Annotated in this window: 17 protein-coding genes and 1 pseudogene; 9 read left to right on the plus strand and 9 right to left on the minus strand. The window is 66.0% G+C overall.

What is annotated here, in order from left to right; all coding sequences use genetic code 11:
• Positions 1-281 precede the first annotated feature (281 nt).
• The 4 genes from CWO91_RS15480 (at position 282) to CWO91_RS15495 (ending at position 6,523) form a co-directional block, all read left to right on the plus strand.
• Positions 282-1,277 (plus strand): NAD(P)H-dependent flavin oxidoreductase, encoded by a 996-nt coding sequence (locus tag CWO91_RS15480; RefSeq protein WP_091891017.1) that lies wholly within the window; start codon positions 282-284, stop codon positions 1,275-1,277.
• 118 nt (positions 1,278-1,395) lie between these two features.
• Positions 1,396-2,367, plus strand: coding sequence for a zinc-binding dehydrogenase (locus CWO91_RS15485; RefSeq protein WP_130214209.1), 972 nt, complete (start codon positions 1,396-1,398; stop codon positions 2,365-2,367).
• A gap of 231 nt (positions 2,368-2,598) precedes the next feature.
• Positions 2,599-3,972, plus strand: coding sequence for a cation-efflux pump (locus CWO91_RS15490; RefSeq protein WP_130214210.1), 1,374 nt, complete (start codon positions 2,599-2,601; stop codon positions 3,970-3,972).
• Between the two features lie 223 nt (positions 3,973-4,195).
• The gene (locus tag CWO91_RS15495; protein WP_130214211.1) at positions 4,196-6,523 is read left to right on the plus strand and encodes a PAS domain-containing sensor histidine kinase; all 2,328 of its coding nucleotides are present in this window, start codon (positions 4,196-4,198) and stop codon (positions 6,521-6,523) included.
• 66 nt (positions 6,524-6,589) lie between these two features.
• Here the strand turns inward: CWO91_RS15495 and CWO91_RS15500 are convergent, their stop codons facing one another.
• Positions 6,590-7,483, minus strand: a complete 894-nt coding sequence (locus tag CWO91_RS15500; RefSeq protein ID WP_130214212.1) for a LysR family transcriptional regulator — start codon at positions 7,481-7,483, stop codon at positions 6,590-6,592.
• A gap of 224 nt (positions 7,484-7,707) precedes the next feature.
• Between CWO91_RS15500 and CWO91_RS15505 the strand changes: the two are divergent.
• From CWO91_RS15505 to CWO91_RS15525, 5 genes and pseudogenes are all read left to right on the plus strand, one after another.
• Positions 7,708-8,180, plus strand: a pseudogene (locus CWO91_RS15505) (formate dehydrogenase subunit gamma).
• On the plus strand, positions 8,177-9,733 hold the full coding sequence (locus CWO91_RS15510) for a formate dehydrogenase beta subunit (RefSeq protein WP_130214213.1): 1,557 nt from the start codon (positions 8,177-8,179) through the stop codon (positions 9,731-9,733). Before CWO91_RS15505 ends, CWO91_RS15510 begins: the two are co-directional and overlap by 4 nt.
• Positions 9,734-9,743: 10 nt before the next feature.
• Positions 9,744-12,617 (plus strand): formate dehydrogenase subunit alpha, encoded by a 2,874-nt coding sequence (fdhF, locus tag CWO91_RS15515; RefSeq protein ID WP_130214214.1) that lies wholly within the window; start codon positions 9,744-9,746, stop codon positions 12,615-12,617.
• Between the two features lie 4 nt (positions 12,618-12,621).
• Positions 12,622-13,449: a formate dehydrogenase accessory sulfurtransferase FdhD gene (gene fdhD / locus CWO91_RS15520; protein WP_130214215.1), complete on the plus strand. Its 828-nt coding sequence runs from the start codon at positions 12,622-12,624 to the stop codon at positions 13,447-13,449.
• Entirely contained in the window at positions 13,439-13,672 is a 234-nt protein-coding gene (locus CWO91_RS15525; RefSeq protein WP_165405487.1) for a formate dehydrogenase subunit delta, read from the plus strand. The genes fdhD and CWO91_RS15525 overlap by 11 nt, the downstream gene beginning before the upstream one ends.
• On the opposite strand, the gene CWO91_RS15530 is transcribed toward CWO91_RS15525, so the two are convergent.
• The 8 genes from CWO91_RS15530 to ccmE all read right to left on the minus strand — a co-directional run bounded on the left by CWO91_RS15530 (position 13,629) and on the right by ccmE (position 25,294).
• Positions 13,629-16,619, minus strand: coding sequence for a bifunctional [glutamine synthetase] adenylyltransferase/[glutamine synthetase]-adenylyl-L-tyrosine phosphorylase (locus tag CWO91_RS15530; RefSeq protein ID WP_130214217.1), 2,991 nt, complete (start codon positions 16,617-16,619; stop codon positions 13,629-13,631). The genes CWO91_RS15525 and CWO91_RS15530 overlap by 44 nt on opposite strands.
• Positions 16,616-18,076 carry a sensor histidine kinase gene (locus CWO91_RS15535; protein WP_130214218.1) on the minus strand — a complete coding sequence of 487 codons (1,461 nt, stop codon included), beginning with the start codon at positions 18,074-18,076 and terminating at the stop codon, positions 16,616-16,618. The genes CWO91_RS15530 and CWO91_RS15535 overlap by 4 nt, the downstream gene beginning before the upstream one ends.
• Complete coding sequence (locus CWO91_RS15540; RefSeq protein ID WP_130214219.1) at positions 18,060-18,740, minus strand: response regulator transcription factor; 681 nt, start codon at positions 18,738-18,740, stop codon at positions 18,060-18,062. The genes CWO91_RS15535 and CWO91_RS15540 overlap by 17 nt, the downstream gene beginning before the upstream one ends.
• A 283-nt stretch (positions 18,741-19,023) precedes the next feature.
• Positions 19,024-20,607, minus strand: coding sequence for a Do family serine endopeptidase (locus CWO91_RS15545; protein ID WP_130214220.1), 1,584 nt, complete (start codon positions 20,605-20,607; stop codon positions 19,024-19,026).
• A 222-nt stretch (positions 20,608-20,829) separates the two neighbouring features.
• Positions 20,830-22,173 carry a methyl-accepting chemotaxis protein gene (locus tag CWO91_RS15550; RefSeq protein ID WP_130214221.1) on the minus strand — a complete coding sequence of 448 codons (1,344 nt, stop codon included), beginning with the start codon at positions 22,171-22,173 and terminating at the stop codon, positions 20,830-20,832.
• Positions 22,174-22,288: 115 nt separating this feature from the next.
• Positions 22,289-22,771 (minus strand): cytochrome c-type biogenesis protein, encoded by a 483-nt coding sequence (locus CWO91_RS15555; RefSeq protein ID WP_091890976.1) that lies wholly within the window; start codon positions 22,769-22,771, stop codon positions 22,289-22,291.
• 4 nt (positions 22,772-22,775) lie between these two features.
• A complete protein-coding gene (locus tag CWO91_RS15560; protein ID WP_130214222.1) occupies positions 22,776-24,758 on the minus strand; it encodes a heme lyase CcmF/NrfE family subunit in 1,983 nt (660 codons plus the stop codon).
• Positions 24,755-25,294 (minus strand): cytochrome c maturation protein CcmE, encoded by a 540-nt coding sequence (gene ccmE, locus CWO91_RS15565; RefSeq protein WP_130214223.1) that lies wholly within the window; start codon positions 25,292-25,294, stop codon positions 24,755-24,757. The genes CWO91_RS15560 and ccmE overlap by 4 nt, the downstream gene beginning before the upstream one ends.
• Positions 25,295-25,297 lie beyond the last annotated feature (3 nt).

Consider the following 25,297-nt stretch of genomic DNA (forward strand, 5'->3'; position numbering starts at 1 on the left):
CGCAAACTCAACTTAGCCCTGACCACCCGTCACCCATAGGATCTACGCGACCGAATTAACAATCACGCCGTGATTGCGCGCACCATCCCAGCGTCGTCCTGGCGGCGATGATTGCGGTATGCACTGTCCCTTCGATTGTCCGCCCCGCGGAATCCCTTCGCGTCCCGCATGATCGCCCCGCCTGCACCGCACGGCGCGACAATAGACATTTCCAGGCCCCGGCGGCATCCTCCCCGCCATCAACGGATAACAGAGCGCCACACCGGCGGGGGAAACAGATCATGTTGCAGACACGGTTCACCAAACTCGTCGGCGTCGAGCACCCGATCGTCCAGGGCGGCATGCAATGGGTCGGGCGGGCCGAGCTGGTCGCCGCGGTCGCGAACGCAGGGGCGCTCGGCTTCATCACGGCGCTGACCCAGCCGACGCCGGAGGACCTGACCAAGGAGATCGCGCGCTGCCGCGACCTTACCGACAAGCCCTTTGGCGTCAATCTCACCATCCTGCCCGCGATCAAGCCGCCGCCTTATGCCGAGTACCGCGCCGCCATCATCGAGAGCGGGGTCAAGGTGGTCGAGACCGCCGGCAACAAGCCGCAGGAGCATGTCGACGAGTTCAAAAGGCACGGCGTCAAGGTCGTGCACAAATGCACCAGCGTCCGCCACGCGCTCTCGGCCGAACGCATGGGCGTCGACGCCATCTCGATCGACGGCTTCGAATGCGCCGGCCATCCCGGCGAGGACGACACGCCCGGCCTGATCCTGATCCCGGCCGCCGCCAACAAGGTCAAAATCCCGATGATCGCCTCCGGCGGCTTTGCCGACGCCCGCGGCCTCGTCGCCGCGCTGGCGCTCGGTGCCGACGGCATCAACATGGGCACGCGCTTCATGGCCACCAAGGAAAGCCCGATCCACCAGCTCATCAAGGAGAAGATCGTCGCCAATGACGAGCGCGAGACCGAGCTGATCTTCCGCACCATGCGCAACACCTCGCGCGTCGCGAAAAACGAGATCTCGACCAAGGTCGTCGCGATGGAGAAGGAAGGCGCCAAGTTCGAGGACATCCGCGAGCTCGTCGCCGGCGCCCGCGGCAAGATGGTCTACGCGACGGGAAATTCGGACGAAGGGATCTGGTCGGCCGGCCAGGTGCAGGGCCTGATCCAGGACATCCCGAGCTGCGCCGAGCTGGTCTCCCGCATCGTGCGCGAGGCGGAAGCCATCATCCGCGGCCGGCTGGAGGGAATGATTGCGGGCGCTGCGGCGCAGGCTGCCGAGTGATCGCTGATTTGAACACGGCGTCCACCACCGCGAAGGTATGCTCACTCGCCCCGCTGCGGGAGAGGCGAAGAGCACCGCCTCCGGTTAAACCAGTTCGTCAAATGCCAGAAAGCAACTTATGAAGGCTTACGTCTACGGCCCTGATGGCGCTACGATTTCCGACGTCGTTCAACCAAAACCTAAAGGCACGCAGGTGCTGGTCCGCGTCCGCGCCTGCGCCCTCAACCGCGCCGACACCGGCATGCGCAAGGGTCACGCCCACGGCGCGGCCGGCGGCGTCGGCACCGTGCTCGGCATGGAATGGGCCGGCGAAGTCGCCGAGCTCGGGCCGGACGCGAAGGGCGTGAGGGTCGGCGACCGCATCATGGGCTCGGGAGGCGCCGCGTTTGCCGAATATACGCTGGCCGATCATGGCCGGCTGTTTCACGCGCCCTCGAACATGAATTTCGAGGAGGCGGCCACCCTGCCCGTCGCGCTCGCGACCATGCACAACGCCGTCGTCACCGTCGGCGGCGTGCAGGCGGGCCAGAGCGTGCTGATCCAGGGCGCCAGCTCCGGCGTCGGGTTGATGGCAATGCAGATCGCCAGGCTCAAGGGCGCAAAGCTCGTGATCGGCTCGTCGACCGACGCCACTCGCCGCGGCCGGCTGAAGGAGTACGGCGCCGATCTCGCCGTCGATAGCTCCGATCCGAAATGGGTCGACGAGGTCCTGAAGGCAACGAACGGCGAAGGCGTCGATCTCATCGTCGACCAGGTCTCGGGCAAGGTCGCCAACCAGAACCTCGCTGCAGCGAAGGTCAAGGGCCGCATCGTCAATGTCGGCCGGCTCGGCGGCACCCATGCCGACTTCAATTTCGACCTGCACGCCGCCCGCCGCATCGACTATGTCGGCGTCACCTTCCGCACCCGCACCATCGAGGAGGTCCGCGAGATTTTTGCGGAGGTCCGCAAGGACATCTGGGGCGCGGTCGAGTCGCGAAAACTGCAGCTGCCGATCGACAAGGTGTTCGCGTTCGAGGACATCGACAAGGCGTTCGAGCACATGGAGGCCAACAAGCATCTCGGGAAGATCGTCGTAACGTTGCCGTAGCCGTCGATCCAGTCTCGGTCTCGTAGGGTGGGCAAAGCGCAAGCGTGCCCACCATGGAAGAATGGCGGGCACGGCGCTGCGCGCCTTTGCCCACCCTACGAGAGTGAGCTAGTGGCATAGGCGAGCATTCAATTCGGAAGCATTCGCAATGACTTCGCTCTTGCAACTCACTAGCGACTGAAGCTGTGGATCGTGGCTTGATGTTCACCCACGCCCTGCTAAATCCCCGCCATGACCTCCCGGCACAACAAGACCACGGTCGCGGCGATCTCGATCTTCGCCAGCGGCGGCATGGCGGCGGCCAAGTTCGTGGTCGGGATCGGGATCGGCTCGCTGGCGCTGATCTCCGAAGCCCTGCATTCCTCGATCGACCTGGTCGCGACCATCATCACCTGGGCGGTGGTGCGGGTATCCGACAAGCCGGCGGACGAGGAGCACCATTACGGCCACGGCAAGCTGGAGAGCATCTCCGCGCTCGGCGTCACCGCCCTGCTCTACGTGCTCGCCGGCGGCATCCTGGTCGAGGCCTATAGCCGGCTGCGCGAGGGAACCCCGCCGCCGACCATTTCGGCCGTGCCCTTCGTCGTGCTGGTGATCGACATCGCCGTCAATCTCTGGCGCGCCCGCGCGCTGCACCGAGCCGCGCAGGAGACCAGGAGCCAGGCGCTGGCCGCCGACGCGCTGCATTTCGCCTCCGACGTGATGGGCTCGTCTGCCGTGATCGTGGGCCTGGTCCTCGCCGGGCTGGGCTTCTGGTGGGGCGACGCGGCCGCGGCGGCCGCCGTCGCCGTGATGATCGCGGCTCTCGGCCTGCGCATGGCGGGCTCGACGGTGCAGACGCTGGTCGACCGCGCGCCGGAGGGCGCCCAGGAGAAGGCCACGGCCGCGATCCGCAGCGTGCCCGGCGTGATCGACGTCGAGCGGCTGCGCCTGCGCATGGTCGGAGCGACCATGTTCATCGACACCATCGCAAAGGTGCCGCGGACCTATCCGATCGACCGCGTCGAGGACATCAAGCACAACGCGCAGGCGGCCGTTACAAGAGCGTTCGGCGATGCCGATCTCACCTTCACGGCCGTCCCCGTCGCACGCAACAACGAGACCGTGCGCGACCGCATCATGGTGATCGCACGCAATTCCGGCCTCGCCATCCACCACGTCACGGTGCACGATCTCGGCGCCAAGCTGATCGTCGGCATCGATCTCGAGGTCGACGGCGAGATGCAGCTCGAGGCCGCCCACGACGTCGCCAACACGCTGGAGCGCAACATCCAGGAGGAATTCGGCGAGGACGTCGAGGTCGACGTCCATATCGAGCCGCTGGAACCGGAGTTGCCGTTCGGCGTCGACGCCGCGCCGGAACGCGTGCAGACAATTGCCGCCGCGCTGGCCGAGTTTGCCGGCGAGGGCGAGATCCACGACATCCACAATGTGCGCGTCCGCAACACCGACGCCGGCGAGATCGTCAACTTCCACTGCCGCGCCGCGCCGTCAATGAGCGTGATCAGGGTGCACGAGCATGTCGACGCGATCGAGCGCGCATTGCGGCGCGCGTTCCCGAGCGTGAAGCGCGTCATCAGCCACGCCGAGCCGCCGCGTGCGTGACTTGGTGCGCGAGGGGTCACACGTTCTCGTTTCGGACTCGTTGCGCACGTCCATTTACCGACACGCGGTGTGCAAACTGCGCGTTGGATAAGAATAATTTCGCGTTAACGATTCGTTGACTCTCGACAGCCCGCGAAAACTGGATTCAAATCGGTGTGATTCGAAAGCGACGTGGGGCTGCTTTCGAGCCTAGTTGCAAGCAGGTTTTCAGGGGGCCGAAGGCATGTCGCGTGCAGACGCCGCGAACGCGTGCGTCCAATCCGATTCGATCAAGGGATTGGCGCAATCGATCGCGAAACCTGCCTATCACCGGCTACTGATCGCGGAGCCAGCGCTGCGCCGCGCCGTGCCGACGCTCATCATCGCCTTCCTGATCACGATCTGCCTCGGCGCGTTCGTGCAGGTCGTCGACCAGATGCGCCAGAAGCGGCTGGTGATCCGGCACGACATCTCGGCGCTCGCCGATTTGCTGGCCGAACGCATCGACCGCCTCACCTCCGTGCGGCAGGAGCGGCTCAAGAACATCGAGAGCCTGCCGACGCTGCTGCCTGACCTCATTCCATCCTGGGGCACGGCCTCGGGCCGCCACGTCATCGTCACCTCGGCCGGCATCGACCGCCGTATCCTCGCCCGCATCCCGGTCGAGAGCGATCCCTCCGGCAACGACCGCCTGCTCGATGCGATCACGACGGCGCAACTTATCGCGGCGCCGCCGCGCGACGGCAACATCGCCGACATGACGCTGCCGAACGGCAACACCGCGATGGCGACCTCGCGGCAGATCAGGTCGCTGCCCGGCTTCGTCACCGTGATCCAGGAACGCAACGAGCCGATCTGGGGCTCGGACGCCGCGCTCTCGGTGACGCTGTCGGCGACCACCGGCTTCGTGGTCCTGATCCTCGGCTTTGCCTTCCACTGGCAGTCGACCCGCGCCCGCGAAGGCGACCTCATCAACGACGCCGTGCGCGGCCGCATCGACACCGCGCTCAACCGCGGCCGCTGCGGCCTGTGGGACTGGGATCTGTCGCGCGGCCGGATCTTCTGGTCGCAGTCGATGTTCTCGATGCTCGGCCTCGACGGCCGCAACGAGCTTCTCACCTTCGGCGAGGTCAACGCGCTGGTGAAGTCCGACGACATCGATCTGTTCGAGATCGCCGATCGGCTCATCTCCGAGAAGATCGACCACATCGACCAGACCTTCCGCATGCAGCATGTCGACGGCCACTGGATCTGGCTCCGCGTCCGCTGCGAGAAGACGCGCGGGGCGACCGATTCCAGCGTGCACCTGATCGGGATCGCGGTCGACATCACCGAGCAGAAGAGCCTCGCCGAGAAGACGGTGGAAGCCGACCTTCGGCTGCGCGACGCGATCGAGACCATTCCGGAAGCCTTTGTGCTGTGGGACGCGAGCGACCGCCTCGTGCTCTGCAATTCGCACTTCCAGCGCCTGCACAAGCTGCCGGACACCGCCGTGATCCCCGGCACCTCCTACGAGACCGTGCTCGAGGTCGGCCGCATGCCGGAGGTGCGCACCCGCCACAACGAGACCGCGAGCCAGGGCCCGGGCGCGCGTACCTTCGAGGCGCAGCTCGACGACGGCAGCTGGCTGCACATCAGCGAGCGCCGCACCAAGGACGGCGGCTACGTCTCGGTCGGCACCGACATCACCCGCATCAAGGAGCACGAGCAGAAGCTGGTCGACAACGATTTGCGGCTGCGTGCCACCGTCATCGACCTCAAGCGCTCGCAGGCCGCGCTCGAACGCCAGGCGGTCGAGCTCGCCGATCTCGCCGAAAAGTACCAGCGCGAGAAGACCCGCGCCGAGGAAGCCAACCAGACCAAGTCGAAATTCCTCGCCAATATGAGCCACGAGCTGCGCACGCCGCTCAACGCCATCATCGGCTTCTCCGAGATCATGGGCTCGGGCATGTTCGGCGAGCTCGGTTCGGAGAAGTACCAGGAATACTGCGACGACATCCTGACCAGCGGCCACTATCTGCTCGAGGTCATCAACGACATCCTCGACATGTCCAAGATCGAGGCCGGCCGCATGAAGCTCGACATGGAAGAGCTGGACCTGTCGCGGACGCTGGCGGAATCCTTGCGGGTCGTCACCGGCCGCGCGCAGGACAAGCACCTGACGCTCGACGCCGACATCGCCAAATCCATCTCCGTCGTCGCCGATCGCCGCGCCACCAAGCAGATCATCGTCAACCTGCTGTCCAACGCAGTGAAGTTCACACCCGACGGCGGACGCGTCGTGGTGCGCAGCCGGCAGCTCGACGACCGGATCGTGCTGATGATCGCCGACACCGGCATCGGGATCGCGCCGCATTCGCTGGCGCGGCTCGGCCGCCCGTTCGAGCAGGTCGAGAGCCAGCTCACCAAGACCTATCACGGCTCGGGACTGGGCCTCGCCATCGCCCGCTCGCTGGCGCAGCTCCACGGCGGCTCGATGCGGCTGCGCTCCAAGATCGATGTCGGCACGGTGGTGCGCGTGACGCTGCCGCGCGACGCGGTCAAGGCCTCCGGGATATCGGCTGCGGCGTAAAGCTCGCTCTAAAGCGGAATGGCTTTCGGTTGAATCGATTGCCGCGGCACATCACGCTCTAGATCTCTACAATTGCAGCGTCGGTGCGACCTCACGCGCGACATTGACCAGTGCCGCGATCAGCGGCGTCATCGGATCGCGCTGCGGGATCACCAGGCCGATGCTGTAATTGACCTCCGGATCGACGATCGGAATCGAGCGCACCGTGTCGGACAGGCCGAGCGTCTCGGCGAGCTTGGCCGGCATCACGCTCGCCCAGCGCCCCGTCTTGACGTGCGTGAACAGCACCAGCAGCGAGTTCGACGTCAGCGTCGGCGTCGCCTCCGCGCCGACCGAGCGCAGCGCACGGTCGATGATGCGGCGGTTCTGCATGTCGGGCGTGAGCAGGCACAGCGGCACCTGCCCGACCTCGGTCCAGGTCACCGTCTCGCGGTCACCGAACATCGCATCGGGCGCGGTGAGGAGGCGATAGCTCTCGTTGTAGAGCGGGATGGTGCGCACCTTGCCGATCGGCTCGTTCTCGATATAGGTCAGCCCCGCATCGACCTCGAGATTTTCGAGCAGCCCCAGCACCTCGGACGAGGTGGTGGACTGGATGCGGAAGCGCACCTCGGGATGCCTGGCGCGGAACGGCGTCGTCAGCGCGGCGACCATGCCGAGCACGGTCGGGATCGCCGCGATGCGGATCTCGCCGGAGAGCTGATGCTTCAGCCCGTTGATCTCGTCGCGCATGGCGCGGGCATCGCCCACGATCCGCCGCGCCCAGTCCAGCGCCCGCTCGCCTTCCGGCGTAAAGCCCTGGAAGCGCGACCCGCGCTGGACCAGCATCACGCCGAGAATCTCCTCAAGCTGCTTCAGCCCGGTCGACATCGTCGGTTGCGTCACGCCGCAGACCTCCGCCGCGCGTCCGAAATGCCGCTCCTTCGCCAGCGCCAGCAATAATTCAAGCTTGTCGATCAACCGGTCGTCCCCTCGAATTCTGTCGTGGCATGCAAGCTAGCACGCTCGCCCCCCTCTCAACACGCAAAAACACCGCGCAGAACGCCCATAATTGCATTTTCAGATCGACCGATCGTCTTTGCCAATCGATCCGAATTCGCAATCGCAGCACGGGACAGCTTTATTGATCTTCGAATGATTCCAAATAGTTTGGGAGGAAGAAACGCTCTGGTTGAGAATGAAGAATGACAGCGGTTTATGATTGGGACGAGACGCGCGGCGCCGAGATCATCGCCGAACACGCTCAGCAGGAAGGCGCGACGCTCGTCATCCTGCATGCTCTTCAAGAAGCGTTCGGCTACGTGCCGGAGGCCGCCATTCCCATGGTGGCGCAGGCGCTGAGCCTGTCACGCGCCGAAGTGCACGGCGTGTTCACGTTCTATCATGATTTCCGCCACAAGCCGCCGGCCGCCATGTGCTGAAACTGTGCCGCGCTGAAGCCTGTCAGGCCGCCGGCGGCGATGCGCTCGCTGCGCGCGCCGAGGCAAAGCTCGGCGTGTCGCTCGGCAGCACCACCGCCGACGATCGCGTCACGCTGGAGCCGATCTACTGCCTCGGCCTGTGCGCGACCGCGCCGTCCGCGATGCTCGATGGCCGCCTCATTGGCCGGCTCGACCAGAAGCGCCTCGATGCGCTGGTTGCGGAGGCACAGCGATGAGCATGCGTCTCTACGTCTCACGTGATGCCGGTGCGGTTGCCGTCGGCGCCGACGAGGTCGCGCTGGCGCTGGAGCAGGCTGCGGCCAAGCGCGGCATTGCGATCGAAATCGTCAGGACCGGCTCGCGCGGCCTGTACTGGCTGGAGCCGCTGGTCGAGGTCGCGACACCGCAGGGCCGCATCGCCTTCGGCCCCGTTACCGAGACCGACGTGCCTTCCCTGCTCGATGCGCTCGCCAACAACACGCCGCATCTGCTGCGGCTGGGGGCGACCGACGAGATCCCCTGGCTGAAGCGCCAGACCCGCCTCACCTTCGCCCGCTGCGGCGTGATCGATCCGCGCTCGCTCGACGACTACCGCGCCCATGGCGGCTACAAGGGCCTGGAGCGCGCCCTATCGCTCGGCACGGATGCGATCCTGAATGAAGTCACCGCGTCCGGCCTGCGCGGCCGCGGCGGCGCGGGCTTTCCGACCGGCATCAAATGGAAGACGGTCGCGCAGGCAAAAGCCGACCGCAAATTCATCGTCTGCAACGCCGACGAAGGCGACAGCGGCACCTTCGCCGACCGCATGATCATGGAAGGCGATCCCTTCCTTGTCATCGAGGGCATGACGATCGCCGGCATCACCGTCGGCGCGACCAAGGGCTACATCTACATCCGCAGCGAATATCCGCACGCGGTCGAGGCGATGAACGCCGCGATCGCGGCGGCGAAGCGCGGCGGCTATCTCGGCGCGAACATCGGCGGCTCGAAGCAAGCCTTCGATCTCGAGGTGCGCGTCGGCGCCGGCGCCTATGTCTGCGGCGAGGAGACCTCGCTGCTGGAAAGCCTCGAAGGCCGCCGCGGCATCGTGCGCGCCAAGCCGCCGCTGCCGGCGCATCACGGCCTGTTCGGCAAGCCGACCGTCATCAACAACGTGCTGTCGTTCGCCGCCATCCCCTTCATCCTCGCCGAAGGCGCCAAGGCCTATGCGGATTTCGGCATGGGCCGTTCCCGCGGCACGATGCCGATCCAGCTCGCCGGCAACATCCGCCATGGCGGACTGTTCGAGACCGCGTTCGGCGTGACGCTCGGCGAGCTCGTCGACGATATCGGCGGCGGCACGTTCACGGGCCGTCCGGTCCGTGCCGTGCAGGTCGGCGGGCCCCTCGGCGCCTATTTCCCTCGCGCGCTGTTCGACACACCGTTCGACTACGAGGCCTTTGCCGCGCGCGACGGCCTGATCGGCCATGGCGGCATCGTCGTGTTCGACGACAGCGTCGACATGCGCAGGCAGGCGCGCTTCGCCATGGAGTTCTGCGCCATCGAATCCTGCGGCAAGTGCACGCCTTGCCGGATCGGCTCGACCCGCGGCGTCGAGACCATCGAGAAGATCATCAACGGCGAGCGCGTGAGCGAGAACCTCGCGCTCGTCGAAGACCTCTGCAACACCATGAAATTCGGCTCGCTCTGCGCGCTCGGCGGCTTCACACCCTACCCCGTGCTCAGCGCATTGAAGCACTTCCGGGAGGATTTCATCCCGGCGCCGACCACGCTTCAGGCCGCGGAATAGGAGAACGACAATGTCTCTGATCGAAGAAATCGACTTCGGCACGCCGCGCTCGAAATCGGAAACGATGGTGACGCTGACCATCGACGGCAAGCAGATCTCGGTGCCCGAGGGCACCTCGATCATGCGCGCGGCGATGGAAGCCGGCCATCAGATTCCCAAACTCTGCGCCACCGACATGGTCGACGCATTCGGCTCGTGCCGTCTCTGCCTCGTCGAGGTCGAAGGCCGCGCCGGCACGCCGGCCTCCTGCACCACGCCCGTGATGAACGGCCTCGTCGTGCACACCCAGACCGAGCGGCTGAAGCAGCTGCGCAAGGGCGTGATGGAGCTCTACATCTCCGACCATCCGCTCGATTGCCTCACCTGCGGCGCCAACGGTGATTGCGAGTTGCAGGACATGGCCGGCGCGGTGGGCCTGCGGGACGTGCGCTATGGTTATGAGGGCGAGAACCACGTCTTCGCGAAGACGGACGGATGCACCAACGACCACTGGATGCCGAAGGACGAATCCAACCCCTACTTCACCTACGATCCCTCCAAGTGCATCGTCTGCTCGCGCTGCGTCCGCGCCTGCGAGGAAGTGCAAGGCACCTTCGCGCTGACGATCTCGGGCCGCGGCTTCGACAGCCGCGTCTCGCCCGGCATGAGCGAGAGCTTCCTGGGCTCCGAATGCGTCTCCTGCGGCGCCTGCGTGCAGGCCTGCCCGACCGCGACGCTGACGGAGAAGTCGGTGATCGAGATCGGCCAGCCCGAGCACTCCGTCGTCACCACCTGCGCCTATTGCGGCGTCGGCTGCGCCTTCAAAGCGGAGATGCGCGGCGAGGAAGTCGTGCGCATGGTGCCGTACAAGGACGGCAAGGCCAATCGCGGCCATTCCTGCGTCAAGGGTCGCTTCGCCTGGGGCTACACCAACCACAAGGAACGCATCCTTAAACCCATGATCCGCGAGCGGATCGAGGACCCCTGGCGCGAGGTGTCCTGGGACGAGGCGTTCGCGTTCGCCGCCACGAAGATGCGCAGCATCCAGAAGAAGTACGGCCGCGACGCCATCGGCGGCATCACCTCGTCGCGCTGCACCAACGAGGAAACCTACCTGGTGCAGAAGCTGATCCGCGCCGGCTTCGGCAACAACAATGTCGACACCTGCGCCCGCGTCTGTCACTCCCCAACCGGCTACGGCCTCGCCACGACCTTCGGCACCTCCGCCGGCACGCAAGACTTCGACTCCGTGGAAGACACCGATGTCGTGCTCATCATCGGCGCCAACCCCGCCTCGGCGCACCCGGTGTTCGCCTCGCGGCTGAAGAAGCGGCTGCGCCAGGGTGCCAAGCTGATCGTGATCGATCCGCGCCGCACCGAGATGGTGGAATCGCCGCACGTGAAGGCGCTGCACCTGCCCTTGATGCCCGGCACCAACGTCGCCGTCATGACCGCGCTGGCGCATGTCATCGTTACCGAAGGCCTCGTCAACGAAGCCTTCGTGCGCGAGCGCTGCGACTGGAGCGAGTTCGAGGAATGGGCCACCTTCGTCGCCCAGCCCAAGAACAGCCCGGAAGCGACCGCGATCCTCACCGGTGTCGATCCCAAGGCGCTGCGCGAGGCTGCCCGCATCTACGCCACCGGCGGCAACGGCGCGATGTACTACGGCCTCGGCGTCACCGAGCACAGCCAGGGCTCGACCACCGTGATCGCGATCGCCAACCTCGCGATGGCAACAGGCAATATTGGCCGTCCCGGCGTCGGCGTGAACCCGCTGCGCGGCCAGAACAACGTGCAAGGCTCCTGCGACATGGGCTCGTTCCCGCACGAGCTGCCCGGTTACCGCCACATCTCGGGCGATGCCGTGCGCGACCAGTTCGAGGCGCTGTGGAACGTCAAGCTCAACCCGGAGCCCGGCCTGCGCATCCCCAACATGTTCGATGCCGCGGTCGAAGGCACCTTCATGGGAATCTACGTGCAGGGCGAGGACATCCTCCAGTCGGACCCCAACACCTCGCACGTGGTGGCGGCACTGTCGGCGATGGAATGCGTCATCGTCCATGATCTCTTCCTGAACGAGACCGCGAACTACGCCCACGTCTTCCTGCCCGGCTCGAGCTTCCTGGAGAAGGACGGCACCTTCACCAACGCCGAACGCCGCATCCAGCGCGTGCGCAAGGTGATAACGCCGAAGAACGGCATGGCCGATTGGGAGGTCACTATCGGCCTCGCCAGGGCCATGGGCTTCGAGATGAACTACAGCCATCCCTCCGAGATCATGGACGAGATCGCGGCGCTGACCCCGACCTTTGCCGGTGTCTCCTACGCCAAGCTCGACGAGCTCGGCTCGGTGCAGTGGCCTTGCAACGAGAAGGCGCCGGAGGGTACGCCGGTGATGCATATCGATGGCTTCGTCCGCGGCAAGGGCAAGTTCGTCGTCACCGAATATGTCGCGACGGACGAGCGCACCGGCCCGCGCTATCCGCTGCTGCTCACCACGGGCCGCATCCTCAGCCAGTACAATGTCGGCGCGCAGACCCGGCGCACCGACAACGTGGTCTGGCATGCCGAGGACCGGCTCGAGATCCATCCCCACGATGCCGAGCAGCGCGGCGTACGCGACGGCGACTGGGTACGGCTGAAGAGCCGCGCCGGCGAGACCACGCTGCGCGCGGAGATCACCGATCGTGTCGCGCCCGGCGTCGTTTACACCACATTCCACCACCCGGACACGCAGGCCAACGTCATCACCACCGACTATTCGGACTGGGCGACCAACTGCCCCGAATACAAGGTCACGGCGGTGCAGGTCTCGCCCTCGAACGGCCCGTCGGACTGGCAGAAGGCTTATGACGCGCAGGCGCGGCAGTCCCGCCGCATCGTGCCGGCCGAGGCTGCGGAGTAACCGCATGCACGTGCCGGTCCAGGCCATCGACCGCAACAGCTGGCGCGACGGTGCCGCGTCCGAAGGGGCGCGGCTGGTCCCGGAGGAGACGCCGCTGGCGCTGACCTATAATGGCGGCACCTACGCCGTCATGATGGGGACGCCGCAGAACCTGGAAGATTTTGCGGTCGGCTTCAGCGTAAGCGAAGGCATCGTCGGATCGGCCGACGACATTCGCTCGCTCGAAGTGGTTCGCCTCGACGACGGCATCGAGCTGCGCATGTGGCTGGCATCGGAAGACGCCGCGCGCATCAGCGAGCGTCGGCGCCACATCGCAGGCCCAACCGGCTGCGGCATCTGCGGCATCGAGTCCATTGCTGAGGCGGTGCGGCCGGCGGCCGTGGTGCCGCAGGGGCAGAGCTTCACGCCGGACGAAATCATGGCGGCGATGCAGGCCATCGCGCCCCTGCAATCGATCAATCTGCAGACCCGCGCCGTTCACGCCGGCGCGTTCTGGTCCCCCGCCGGGGGCATCATCGCGCTGCGCGAGGATGTCGGCCGCCACAACGCGCTGGACAAGCTCGCCGGGGCGCTAGCGCGCAGCCGCACGGATGCGCGCGGCGGCATGGTGCTGCTGACGAGCCGCGTCTCGGTGGAGATGGTGCAGAAGACGGCCGCGATCGGCGCCCCCGTGATGGTCGCCGTGTCCGCGCCGACCGCGCTCGCGGTACGCACGGCGGAAGCCGCCGGCATCACACTGATTGCCATTGCCCGCCAGGACGGGTTCGAAGTGTTTTCGCATGGTGACCGGGTCGTCGCCCGCCATGCCACGGAGGTTGCCGATGTCGCCTGACCGCCTGATCTACATGGCCAACCAGATCGGCAAATTCTTCCAGAGCCAGGGCCATGACAAGGCCGTGACTGGCATTGCCGAACACATCAAGAAATTCTGGGACCCCCGCATGAAGCGCGCGATCTTCGTCCATCTCGATGCGGGCGGCGCGGGCCTGGAGCCTGATGTGCGCGAGGCCCTCACCTCGCTGAAGCAGGCGACGTCCCTTCCAGCAGCGCCCTGAACACGCGCCGCACCTCGCTCTGGGTTTCCTTCACGCGCGCCTCCAGCGACGAGAAGTCCGGCGCGTCGCCGGCGCGCGCCATCACGCGCAGGAGGTCAGTGCCGGCGCTCTCCGGCTTGAAGCGGTCGCTGACGCAAAGCCGCAAGATCTGCGTGAGGTCGTGATAGAGCCGCGCTGCGGCACGCAATATCTCGGTCTCCGATTGCGCGAGCACGCCGAGCCTGCATGCATTTTCCAGCACCTGCAGGGTGTTGACGTCGAGGATCTCCGGCTTGTCGTGGGCATGCACGAGCTGGAGATATTGAGCGATGAAGTCGATATCGACCATGCCGCCGGCGGCATGTTTGATATCCCAGCAATCGGTCTCGCCCTTCTCCTGGGCGATCGCGCGCCGCATGTCGGCGACGTCGTGGGTGGTGATGGCGGAATCGCGGCGGCGGGTCAGGACATCGCGGATGACACGTTCAATCCGTTCGCGGAATTCAGGCGACGCCGACACCACGCGGGCGCGCGTCAGCGCCATGTGCTCCCAGGTCCAGGCCTCGTTGGCCTGGTAGTCCGCGAATGAGACGAGGCTCGAGGCCACGGGACCGGCACGCCCCGAAGGACGCAGCCGCATGTCGATCTCATAGAGCACGCCGTAATTGGTGCGCGTCGTGAAGGCGCTGATCAGGCGCTGGGTGAAGCGGGCGAAATAGTGGGCACCCTGCAGCGATTTCGCACCGTCAGAGTCCGGATTGTCGCTGTCGAAATCGTAGAGCAGGATCAGGTCGAGATCGGACGAGGCGGTCATCTCGCGGCTGCCGAGGCGGCCCATCGCGATGATCGCGGTCTGCTGATCCCTGATGCGGCCGTGCTGGGCTGCAAAGCGATCGGCGACGAGGCCATGCACGGTATGGACGATGCCTTCGGCGACGTCGGCAAAAGCGGTGCTCGCTTGCTGCGCCGAGACCGTGCCTGACAGGATGCGCGTGCCGATCAGGAACAGGCTCTCCTGCCCGAACAGGCGCAGGCGATCGAGGAACTCCTCGTATGAGCCCGCGTCCTGCACGGTCGTCGCGAGCCGTCCCGACAATTCCTGCCTGTCGGGCATGGCGCCGAAGAAGCGCGGATCGATCAGACCGTCCATGAGCTGCGGCTGCCGCGCCAGCATCTCGCCGAGGCGGGGCGCAGCGCCCAGCACCAGCGCCACCAGCGCGACCAGCTCGCGGTTCTGGCCGAGCAGCGTGATCAGCCGGCCACCGCGCTGGAGCGCCCCCAGGAACTGATCGAACGCCACCACCGCGCGATCCGGCTCCTCGGCATGCGCGAGACCATCGATCAGGGCCGGCACGAATTCGACGAAGGCGCTGCGCGTCGCTTCATTGCGGAACACGCGATAATCGCCGGTGATCCAGTCGCGCACCGTCTGCGCGACGGCGGCCGGCTTCTTGAAGCCGAGCGTCACCAGGTGCTGAAGCAGGCGCGGATCGTCGGGACCGGCACTGTAGTCGAGCGCCGGCAGCAGCTTGTCTGTCCCAGTCGGATCGTCGCCCTCGAACAGCTTTTCGTAGTGTCCCTGGACGATTTCGAGCTGCCGCAACAGGTCGCGCGCAAAGGCCTCTCGATCCGGATAGCCGAAGAACCAGGCGAAGCGCTCGACGGCTTCCTTGTCCTCGGGCAGCGTATGGGTCTGCTCGTCGGCGATCATCTGGAGACGGTGCTCAACCCGGCGCAGGAATTCGTAGGCCGTGGTGAGCTCGTCGCGCGCCGCAAAGGTGATCCAGTTGCTGGAGGCGAGCACATCGAGCGCTTTGAGCGTCGGCCGCACCCGCAATTCCGGATGGCGGCCGCCGGCAATCAATTGCTGGGTCTGGGCGAAGAACTCGATCTCGCGGATGCCGCCGCGCCCGACCTTGACGTTGTGGCCTTCGACGGCGACTTCGCTCTGGCCGCGATAGGTCTGCATCTGCCGCTTCATGTCGTGCACGTCGGCAAGCGCCGCGAAATCGAGATGCTTGCGCCAGACAAAGGGCGCGATCTCCGCCAGAAGCGCTTCACCCGCGTTGGCATCGCCGGCGCAGGCGCGCGCCTTGATCATCGCCGCGCGTTCCCAGGTGCGCCCTTCCCGCTCGTAATAGTTCAGCGCGGCGTCGCGGGAGATCGCCACCTGGGTCGAGGACGGATCGGGCCGCAGGCGAAGATCGACGCGGAACACGTAACCGTCATAGGTGCGCTGCTGGAGGATGCGCGCCATGCCTTGCGTCACGCGGACGAAGAACGGCTGCGGCTCGATATCGGGCGCAAGCGTCGTCGCATCGGGATCGAAGAACACGATGAGATCGATGTCGCTGGAATAGTTCAGCTCGCCCGCGCCCATCTTGCCCATCGCGAGCACGATCAGCCCGCAGCCTTGTTCGGGCGCCTCGGGATCGGCCGGTGAGAGCTTACCGCGTGCGGCTTCCTGTCGCAGCAGGTATTGGAGCGCCGCCTGGACCGAGAACACCGCGACATCAGTCAGCGCCGCCGTCACCCGCATCACCGGCCAGACGCCGCCGATATCGCACAGCGCGGTCAGCAGCGCTGCCTCCGCCTTCATGCGGCGAAGCAGGCGCATCATCGCGGGCTCATCCGGCGCCGCGAGCACCGCCCCCCTCGCTTCCGCCATCAGCGCCGCCAGATGCACATCCGGATCGCATTCGAGCAACCGGATCAGGCGCAGGGGATCGGCGCGCACCAGATCGAACAGATAGGGCGAGAATTCCGCGATGCCGGTCAAAATATCCCGCGCAAAGGGATGAACCAGCAGGGATTCGAGACGGGCCGATTGCGCTGGCTCGAGCTCGGCCAGCCAATTCCCAAAACGTCTTTCGTCGGTTGTGGAAGCGGCAACATAGGGAGCCTCCGCGAAGCGTGCCGCGAGGCTCTCACCATGCTTGTCCGCGTTTCCCGGCGCGGAGTGGTTCATGCCACCTTCTGTGGCACATCCTGTATTGGCGGAGCAACCCTGTCGCCGGCGCCCGCGCGCGCCGGCAGCACCAGCGTGGCGACGAGACCGGGATGGGCATCGCCCAAGCGCAATTCGCCGCCGTGCAATGTCGCAACCGCCGAGGCGAGGCTGAGGCCGAGACCGGAGCCCGGCAGCGTGCGGCTGGCCTCGAGCCGCACGAATCGCTCGACGACGTGCTTGCGATCCGCTTCGGGGATCCCCGGACCACGGTCGGTGACACTGAGCAGCACCTGGTCGCCATCGCGCCTCGCCTCGATCGTGATCTGCCTGGCGTCCATGCTGACCACGGTTCCCGCAGCCTGAGCCGCCGGCTTGCCGTATTTGATCGCGTTCTCGACGAGATTGGCGAGCGCCTGGCTGATCAGCTCGCGATTGGCGTGAACCGGCGTCGGCTCGGCCTTGACCTTCAGGGTCATACCGTCATCTTCGGCAAGTGGCTCGTAGAGCTCATGGATGCCACCCGCGACTTCGGCGGCGTCGAAATCGTCCATGTTGCCGCGCGCCTGCCCGGACTCGGCACGCGCGATCATCAAGAGCGCGTTGAAGGTGCGGATCAGCCCGTCGGATTCCTCGATGGTGCGCTCCAGCGCAGCGCGGTAATCGGCCTCGCAACCCGATTTCGCCAGGGCTTCCTCAGCGCGGTTGCGCAAGCGCGTCAGCGGCGTCTTGAGGTCGTGCGCGATATTGTCGGAGACTTCCTTCAGCCCCGCCATCAGCGCCTCGATCCGCTCCAGCATGGCGTTCAGGTTTTCGGCGAGGCGGTCGAGCTCGTCGCCGCTGCGCCCTACCGGCAGGCGTTCACTGAGATCGCCGATCATGATGCGATGCGCCGTACCGCTCATCGCGTCGATGCGCGTCAAGACACGTCGCGCCACGAAGATGCCGCCGCCGAGGCCGAGCACCACGACGATCAGGATCGACCATTGCGCGGCCTTGGCGACGATGCCGAACAGCCGCCGCCGCTCGTCGAGGTCGCGGCCGATCAGGAGGCGGAAGCCGTTCTCCAATTCGGTGACGCGAACGAGCGCGCGATGGTCGCGCTCGTCAGCATCCTCGATCCGCCGATAGGCGGTCTCCGACCAGCCGCGCGTCGCCATCACGCCGGGCGCGAGCGAGCCGACATTGCCGGCGATCGCCTGCCCCGTCGGCGTCGTCACGAGATAGAGGTTGGCGCCCGGCCGCAGCGCCCGATACTCGATCGTGCGCACGAGGCTGAACATACCGCGGCGGCCGTAGATCTCGTTGATCTCCGAGGTCTCGGAATTGACCGTCTCCGTGATCTCTTCGGTGATGAGCCGGCGCGTATTCCAGGCGAAATAGCCGAGCAGCGAGGCCGCGAACATCGCGAACAGCAGCAGATAGACCAGCGTCAGCCGGAATGCCGTGGTGCGGACGAGTTTACCGAATGCCGTCACGGATCATGTACCCCGCGCCCCGGATCGTGTGCAGCAGCGGGCGCTCGAAACCCTTGTCGATCTTGGAGCGGAGCCGCGAAATGTGCACGTCGATCACGTTGGTCTGCGGATCGAAATGATAGTCCCAGACGTTCTCGAGCAGCATGGTGCGCGTCACCACCTGGCCGGCGTGCTTCATGAGGTATTCGAGCAGGCGGAATTCGCGCGGCTGGAGTGTCAGCTCGTCCCTGCCGCGGGCGACGCGGTGGGATAGCCGGTCGAGCTCGAGATCGCCGACGCGGTAGAGCGTGTCCTCGGCCGGGCCGCCGCGTCGGCGCGACAGCACCTCGACCCGGGCCAGCAGTTCGGCGAAGGAATAGGGCTTTGGCAGATAATCGTCGCCGCCGGCACGCAGGCCCTTGATGCGGTCGTCGACCTGCCCCAGCGCGGAGAGAATCAGCACCGGCGTGGTGGTGCCCTTCTCGCGCAGCGCGCCGATCAGCGACAGCCCGTCGCGCTTGGGCAGCATGCGGTCGACCACCAGCACATCGTAATCGCCGTTCTCGCCCATGGCGAGGCCTTCCTCGCCGTCGGCGGCGTGATCGGCAATGTGTCCGACTTCGCGAAACGCCTTCACGAGATAGTCGGCGGACTCGCGGTCGTCTTCGATGATGAGGAGGCGCATCGTGCGTTCGGCGGCGGTCAAGGGAGTGAACCTTCTCTAAACATGGCGCGAGCGGCAATCGCATGCAAGCCGAGCGGAACGATCTCGGATCGGCAAAAAGGCGGGCGGTGAAGCTGGGGGGACTTCACCGCCCTAGGCCTTCCGACGGAGGGGGGCGTAATTCCACCGGAAGGTAGATGAGGGAAGCAAACGTTGCGCTGCTCCCCCGAAGGGCGCCGGCGGCGGGGGCGACTGATGCCGGCGACACCCTTCATCTCGTAGCCTCCTGAGGCTTCAGCCCTTGTTAGCCCTTGGCGATGGGCACGGCGACGAAGCGCGACTGGCCGCCGCTCTTGACGCGCATCAGGACGCTGTTCTTGTTGTCGGTCCGCGCCGTGTTGATGGCGTCACGGACTTCGCCGGCGGTGCTCACGCTCTTGCCGCCGACTTCGAGAATCACGTCGCCTTCCTTGAAGCCGCGTTCGGCCGCGGCGCTCTTGGGATCGACTTCGGTGACCACGACGCCTTCCTTGCCGGCACCGGCCACCGAATTGGCGGGCGCAACGGTCATGCCGAGCTTGGGCACGTCGGTGCCGCGGCTCGCACCCTTGCCGCTGTCATTCTCGGTATTGGCCTTGGCCTCGACCGTATTCGGCAGCTGGCCGAGGGTGAGGTTCACAACCTTGTCCTGGCCCTTGTGCAGCACGTTGAGCTTCACCGTCGCGCCGGGCGCCATGCCGCCGATGGTGCGGGCGAGCTCGCGGGCATCCTTGACGGACTCACCGTTGACCGCGGTGATCACGTCGCCGGACTCGATGCCGGCCTTCGCCGCCGGACCGTTCGCCTGCGGCTCCGCCACCAGCGCTCCTTCGGCCTTCTTCATGCCGAGGCTGTCGGCGATGTCAGACGTCACCGGCTGGATCTGCACGCCGATCCAGCCGCGGCTGACCGAGCCCTTGTCCTTGAGCTGGGCCACCACGCTCTTGACGGTGTTGGCGGGAATCGAGAACGCGATGCCGACGCTGCCGCCGGAGGGCGAATAGATCGCGGTGTTGACGCCCATCACCTCACCGTTGGTGTCGAAAGCCGGACCGCCCGAATTGCCCTTGTTCACGGGCGCATCGATCTGGATGAAATCATCATAGGGACCGTTGCCGATGTCGCGGCCGCTGGCCGAGACGATGCCCGCAGTCACGGTGCCGCCGAGGCCGAAGGGGTTGCCGACCGCGAGCACCCAATCGCCGATCCGCGGCTTGTTATCCGCAAGCTTTGCGAACGGGAAGTTCGAGCTGCCCTCGACCTTGATCAAAGCGAGGTCGGTGCGCTGGTCGGTGCCGATCACCTTGGCGGTATAGGTCTTGCCGTCGTCGGTGGTGACCTCGACCTTGTCGGCGCCGTCGACCACGTGGTTGTTGGTCACAGCATAGCCGTCGGGCGAGATGAAGAAGCCGGAGCCCTGGCCCTGCACGACGCGGCCACGGCCGCCCTTCAGGCCCGGGCCCGGAAAACCATCCGGACCGCCAAAGCGGCGGAAGAAGCGCTCCATCGGCGACCCCGGCTGGAACGGCGAGGATGAATCGTCGCCGTCATCATTGCTCGCAGTCTTCTCCTTCATGTTGACCTTCACCGAGATCACCGACGGCTTCACCCGCTCGACGATATCGGCGAAGCCGACCGGGCGCTCGACCTTCCGAACCTCTTGGTTCACCTGAGCATGCGCCGGGCTGGAGAACAGGTCCGCCGGCGAGGTCGACGGGCTGAAGCCATAGACGGCCGCGCCGAGACCGGCGACGACCGAAGCCATCAGCGCGATCTTGCGCGCAGAGAATACCGACCGGCGCGGCTGCCGGTAGGACGGAAGATTCGAGAGGTCGGGACGGTCGGTCATGCAGAGATCTCCAGGGCCTTGAAATTCATTTGGCGCCGGATAGCGGCACCTTACGGTCCTGAACATGGGGACTCCCGCCTTACCGTGCGCTGGCGGCGGGGTTAAACTTTCGTAATGAAGCGGCGGCGCGGATGCGGCAGTTTAGCGCAGCCCGAAAATCTTGGTTCTACAGGAACTTAATCGAGTTCCCGCTATGAGCGCGGAACCGCGCTTTGGACGATTTTAGCTTGCCCTTACGCTGACGATGAACTCGTCGACCTCGCGCTTCAAGGTCTCGGCCTGCCGCGACAGATCGACCGCGGAATCGCGCGCCTCGGCGGCCATGCGCCCGGTCTCGGCCGAGGTCGAGGTGATCTGGACGATGTGGTTGGAGACGTCGAGCGTGCCGTGCGCGGCATCCTGAGCGCTGCGCGTGATTTCCTGCGTGGCATTGCGCTGCTGGGCGGTATCGACCTCGATGCCTGACATGATCGACGAGATCTCCGACAGCGTCTTGGAAATGCCGTCGATCGCTCCGCGCGTCTGTGCGGTGATGCCCTGGATGCTGGCGACATGCGAGGTGATCTCCTCCGTCGCCTTGCTGGTCTGGTGCGCCAAACTCTTCACCTCGGACGCGACCACCGCAAATCCCTTGCCGGCCTCTCCCGCCCGCGCCGCCTCGATGGTGGCATTGAGCGCCAGCAGATTGGTCTGCGAGGCGATCGCCTGCACGAGCTGCACGACCTCGCCGATCTTGTCGGCCGCATCGGACAGCGTGTGGATGGTGTCGCGGCTCTTCTCGGCCTGGGACGCTGCGCCCTCGGCGCGCTGGGTCGCATCGGTGACGCGGCGGCTGATCGTGCCGATCGAGTTGGTCATCTCCTCGGCCGAGCCCGCGACGGTCTGGACGCTGGCGCTGGCCTGGCTCGCGGCGCTTGCCACCGCATTGGCCTTGGTGCTGGTGTCGTTGGCCGTCCGCGACAGCGTCTCGGCGTTGCTCTTCAGGTGCACGGCCGAGGACGCCACGCTGTCGACGACGCTGGCGACGAGATCGTTGAAGCGCTTGATCCGTGCGTCCAAAAATGTCGACCGCTCGGCCTTGTGCTGCGCCTCATGCAATTGCCGCTCGGTGAGGCGGCGCCGCTCGAGGCCGTTGGTCTTGAAGACCTCCAGCGCACCGGCGAGCAGGCCGATCTCGTTGGTGCCGCCGAGCCCTGGAACCGGCGTCTCGAATTTCTGATCGGCGACCTCGCGCATGGCATGCACGATCGCCGCCAAGGGGTTCAGGATGCCGTTGCGCACGGCAAACCAGGTGGTGAGGCAGATCGCGACGGCGACGACCGCGATCACGCCGCAGGCGACCAGGAAATAGGCGAAGGCGGTCTGCGCCTGCTGGTAGATCTGCATCGCATGATCGCGCGCCGGACCGCTCAGCGCGGCGAAGTCCGACGACAGGCTGGTGATCTCGTTGTCGAGGTAGAGCACCGCGACGAATCCGGTGCCGCCGCCGATGCCCAGCAGGAACAATAGTGCAGCGACGACAGCGCCGACCAGGAAGCGGATCGTCAGATTGCTATTCGTGAACATCGGGGGACTCAGAATCTGGAATCAAATCTCGCGACAAGTTTCCAGACAAAGGTCAACATAGCATGAAACACGCAGGGACGACCGGCGGCCTGCGCATCATGAGGCCGCCAGGACGCTAGGACGATTTGGCATCATCCGACATCAACGCGGCGAGCCGCGCCTCCTCGTCGGGCGAGAGCGGCGGCGCCGGTAGGTCTGCACCGCTTCGCGCGCGGCGCCGGATTTGCAGCCATAGCGCCAGGCCGCCGCCTACCAACAGAAGCGGCGCGAGCAGCCATAGCAGCATGGTTTGGCGCTCGAAGCGCGGCTTCAGCAGCACGAACTCGCCATAGCGCGCGACCAGGAAGTCGAGCACCTGCGAATTGCTGTCGCCGGCCGCGATGCGCTCGCGCACCAGCAGGCGCAAATCGCGCGCGAGCGGCGCGTCAGAATCATCGATCGACTGGTTCTGGCAGACCATGCAACGCAGTTCGCGCGACAAGTCGCGCGCGCGCGCCTCCTTGGCGGGATCCGACATGATCTCGTCAGGCTGCACGGCGTGCGCCGCAGGCCAGGCCAGCAACATCAGCGCGACGATCACGAACCACATCCGGCGCATCGGATCACTCCGCCGGCTGGAGGCGCTGCTTGGCCCGCGCCGGCTTCGGCGCACCGACCCGCAAGCGGCGGTCGGACAGCGACAGCACGCCGCCGAATGCCATCAGCACCGGTCCCCACCAGATCAGCAACACCATCGGCTTGTGATAGATGCGCACGGCAATGGCGCCCTCGGCGGTGGCATCGCCGAGCGAGATGTAGAGCTGGCTCGCGCCGCGCGTCAGCAGGGCCGCCTCGGTCGTCGACGAGCCGCGCGTGGTGAAACTGCGCTTGGACGGCGTCATGACACTGAGCGTCTCGCCGTCGCGGCTGACGTTGAACTCGGCGATCATCTCGCGGTAGTTCGGCCCCTGACGTTGAAACAGCCCGTCGAGCTTCACGTCGTAACCGGCGACGTGAGCGACCTCGCTCTGCTTCATCGTCGCGATATATTCGCTGTTCCAGGTGGTCTCACAGACGATCCCGATCAGCGCGACACCGAGGCCGGCATGCGCAAGCGCGGTGCCCCAGGCCGAGCGTGGCAGTCCGCGCGCCCGGTGCAGCACCGCTGCGAACGGCAGGCGAACCAGGCCCGTGCGCTCAACGATGTCGGTGACCGCGCCGGCGACGACGAAGAAACCAAGCCCGATCGCGAGCGGCGCCAGCGCGCTACCGCCGCGCGCCCAGGCCCAGGCGATGGCGACGGCGACGAGGCTGGCAACGCCCGCCGCGAGCAGGCGCTGCGTGACGCCGAGCAGATCGCCGCGCTTCCACGCCAGCATCGGCCCGAACGGAACGGCGAGCAGCAACAGGGCAAACAGCGGAGCGAAGGTGAGATTGTAGAAGGGCGCGCCGACCGACATCTTGAAGTCGGCGAGCATCTCCATCGCCAGTGGATAGAGCGTGCCGAACAGCACGACCGCGCAGGCGACAGTAAGCAGCAGGTTGTTCAGCACCAGCGCGCCCTCGCGCGAGATCGGCGCGAACAGGCCGCCCTGCTTCAACGAGGTCGCGCGGCCTGCGAACAGCGACAGGCTGCCGCCGATGAACAGGCAGAGGATCAGCAGAATGAACACGCCGCGGGTCGGATCGGTGGCGAAGGCGTGCACCGAGGTGATGACGCCCGAGCGGACCAGGAAGGTGCCGAGCAGCGACAGCGAGAAGGTCAGGATCGACAACAGGATGGTCCAGACCTTCAGCGCGTTGCGCTTCTCCATCACCAGCGCCGAATGCAGCAGCGCCGTGCCGGCGAGCCACGGCATCAGCGAGGCGTTCTCGACCGGATCCCAGAACCACCAGCCGCCCCAGCCGAGCTCGTAATAGGCCCAGTACGAGCCCATGGCGATGCCGAGCGTCAGGAAGATCCAGGCGACCAGCGTCCACGGCCGCACCCAGCGCGCCCAGGCCGCGTCGATCCGCCCCTCCATCAGCGCCGCGATGGCGAAGGAGAACGAGATCGAGAAGCCGACATAACCAAGATAGAGCATCGGCGGATGCACGGCGAGACCGATGTCCTGGAGCACCGGATTGAGATCGCGCCCCTCGATCGGCGGATTGGTGATGCGCAGGAACGGGTTCGATGTCACCAGGATGAAGAGATAGAAGGCGCTCGCGATCCAGGCCTGCACGGCCAGCACGTGCGCGCGCAGCGACAGCGGCAGATTGTTGCCGAAAGCCGCAACCAGCCCACCGAACAGCGCGAGGATCGACACCCACAGCAGCATCGAACCTTCATGGTTTCCCCACACGCCGGTGATCTTGTAGAGCAGCGGCTTCATCGAGTGGGAATTCTCGTAGACGTTGGCGACGGAGAAATCCGAGTTCACGTGCAGCATCACGAGCGCCGTGAACGAGGCGCCGACAAACAGCAGCTGCGCCAGCGCGGTGGAACGCGCCACGTTCATCAATGCAACGTCGCGCAGGCGCGCGCCGATCAACGGCACGACGGACTGGATCAGTGCGAGCCCGAGCGCCAGCACCAGCGCATAATGTCCGGATTCTGCGATCACCGCACCGCTCCCTGCGGATTGCCTTGCGCGGTCGTGGCCGCAGGTTTGCTGCCGCCCGAAGCCTTGGCATCAGAAGCCTTGGCATCGGAAGCCTTGGCGCCGTAATCGTCCTTCCAATGCCCCTGCTTCTTCAGGGCATCGGCAACGTCCTTGGGCATGTAGGTTTCGTCGTGCTTGGCAAGCACGGTGTCGGCCTTGAACACGCCGTTGGCTTCGAGCGCGCCTTCGGCGACGACGCCCTGCCCTTCGCGGAACAGGTCGGGCAGGATGCCCTTGTAGGCGACCGGCAGCTTGGCGTTGCCATCGGCGACCTCGAAGGTCACCGCGAGATTGTCGCCGCGCTGGAGCGAGCCGGGCTGCACCAGCCCGCCGAGGCGAAACCGCTTGCCGGGTTCGACGTGCTTCTCGGCAACCATGGTCGGGGTCGAGAAGAACACGATCGAATCGCGCAATGCGTTGAGCACCAGCGCGGCCGCGAGCGCGAGCACGGCGAGCGAGCCGCCGATGATGGTCATACGTCGCTGCTTGCGCGTCATGGC

The organism is Bradyrhizobium genosp. SA-3 (genome assembly GCF_004212635.1).
GTDB lineage: Bacteria > Pseudomonadota > Alphaproteobacteria > Rhizobiales > Xanthobacteraceae > Bradyrhizobium.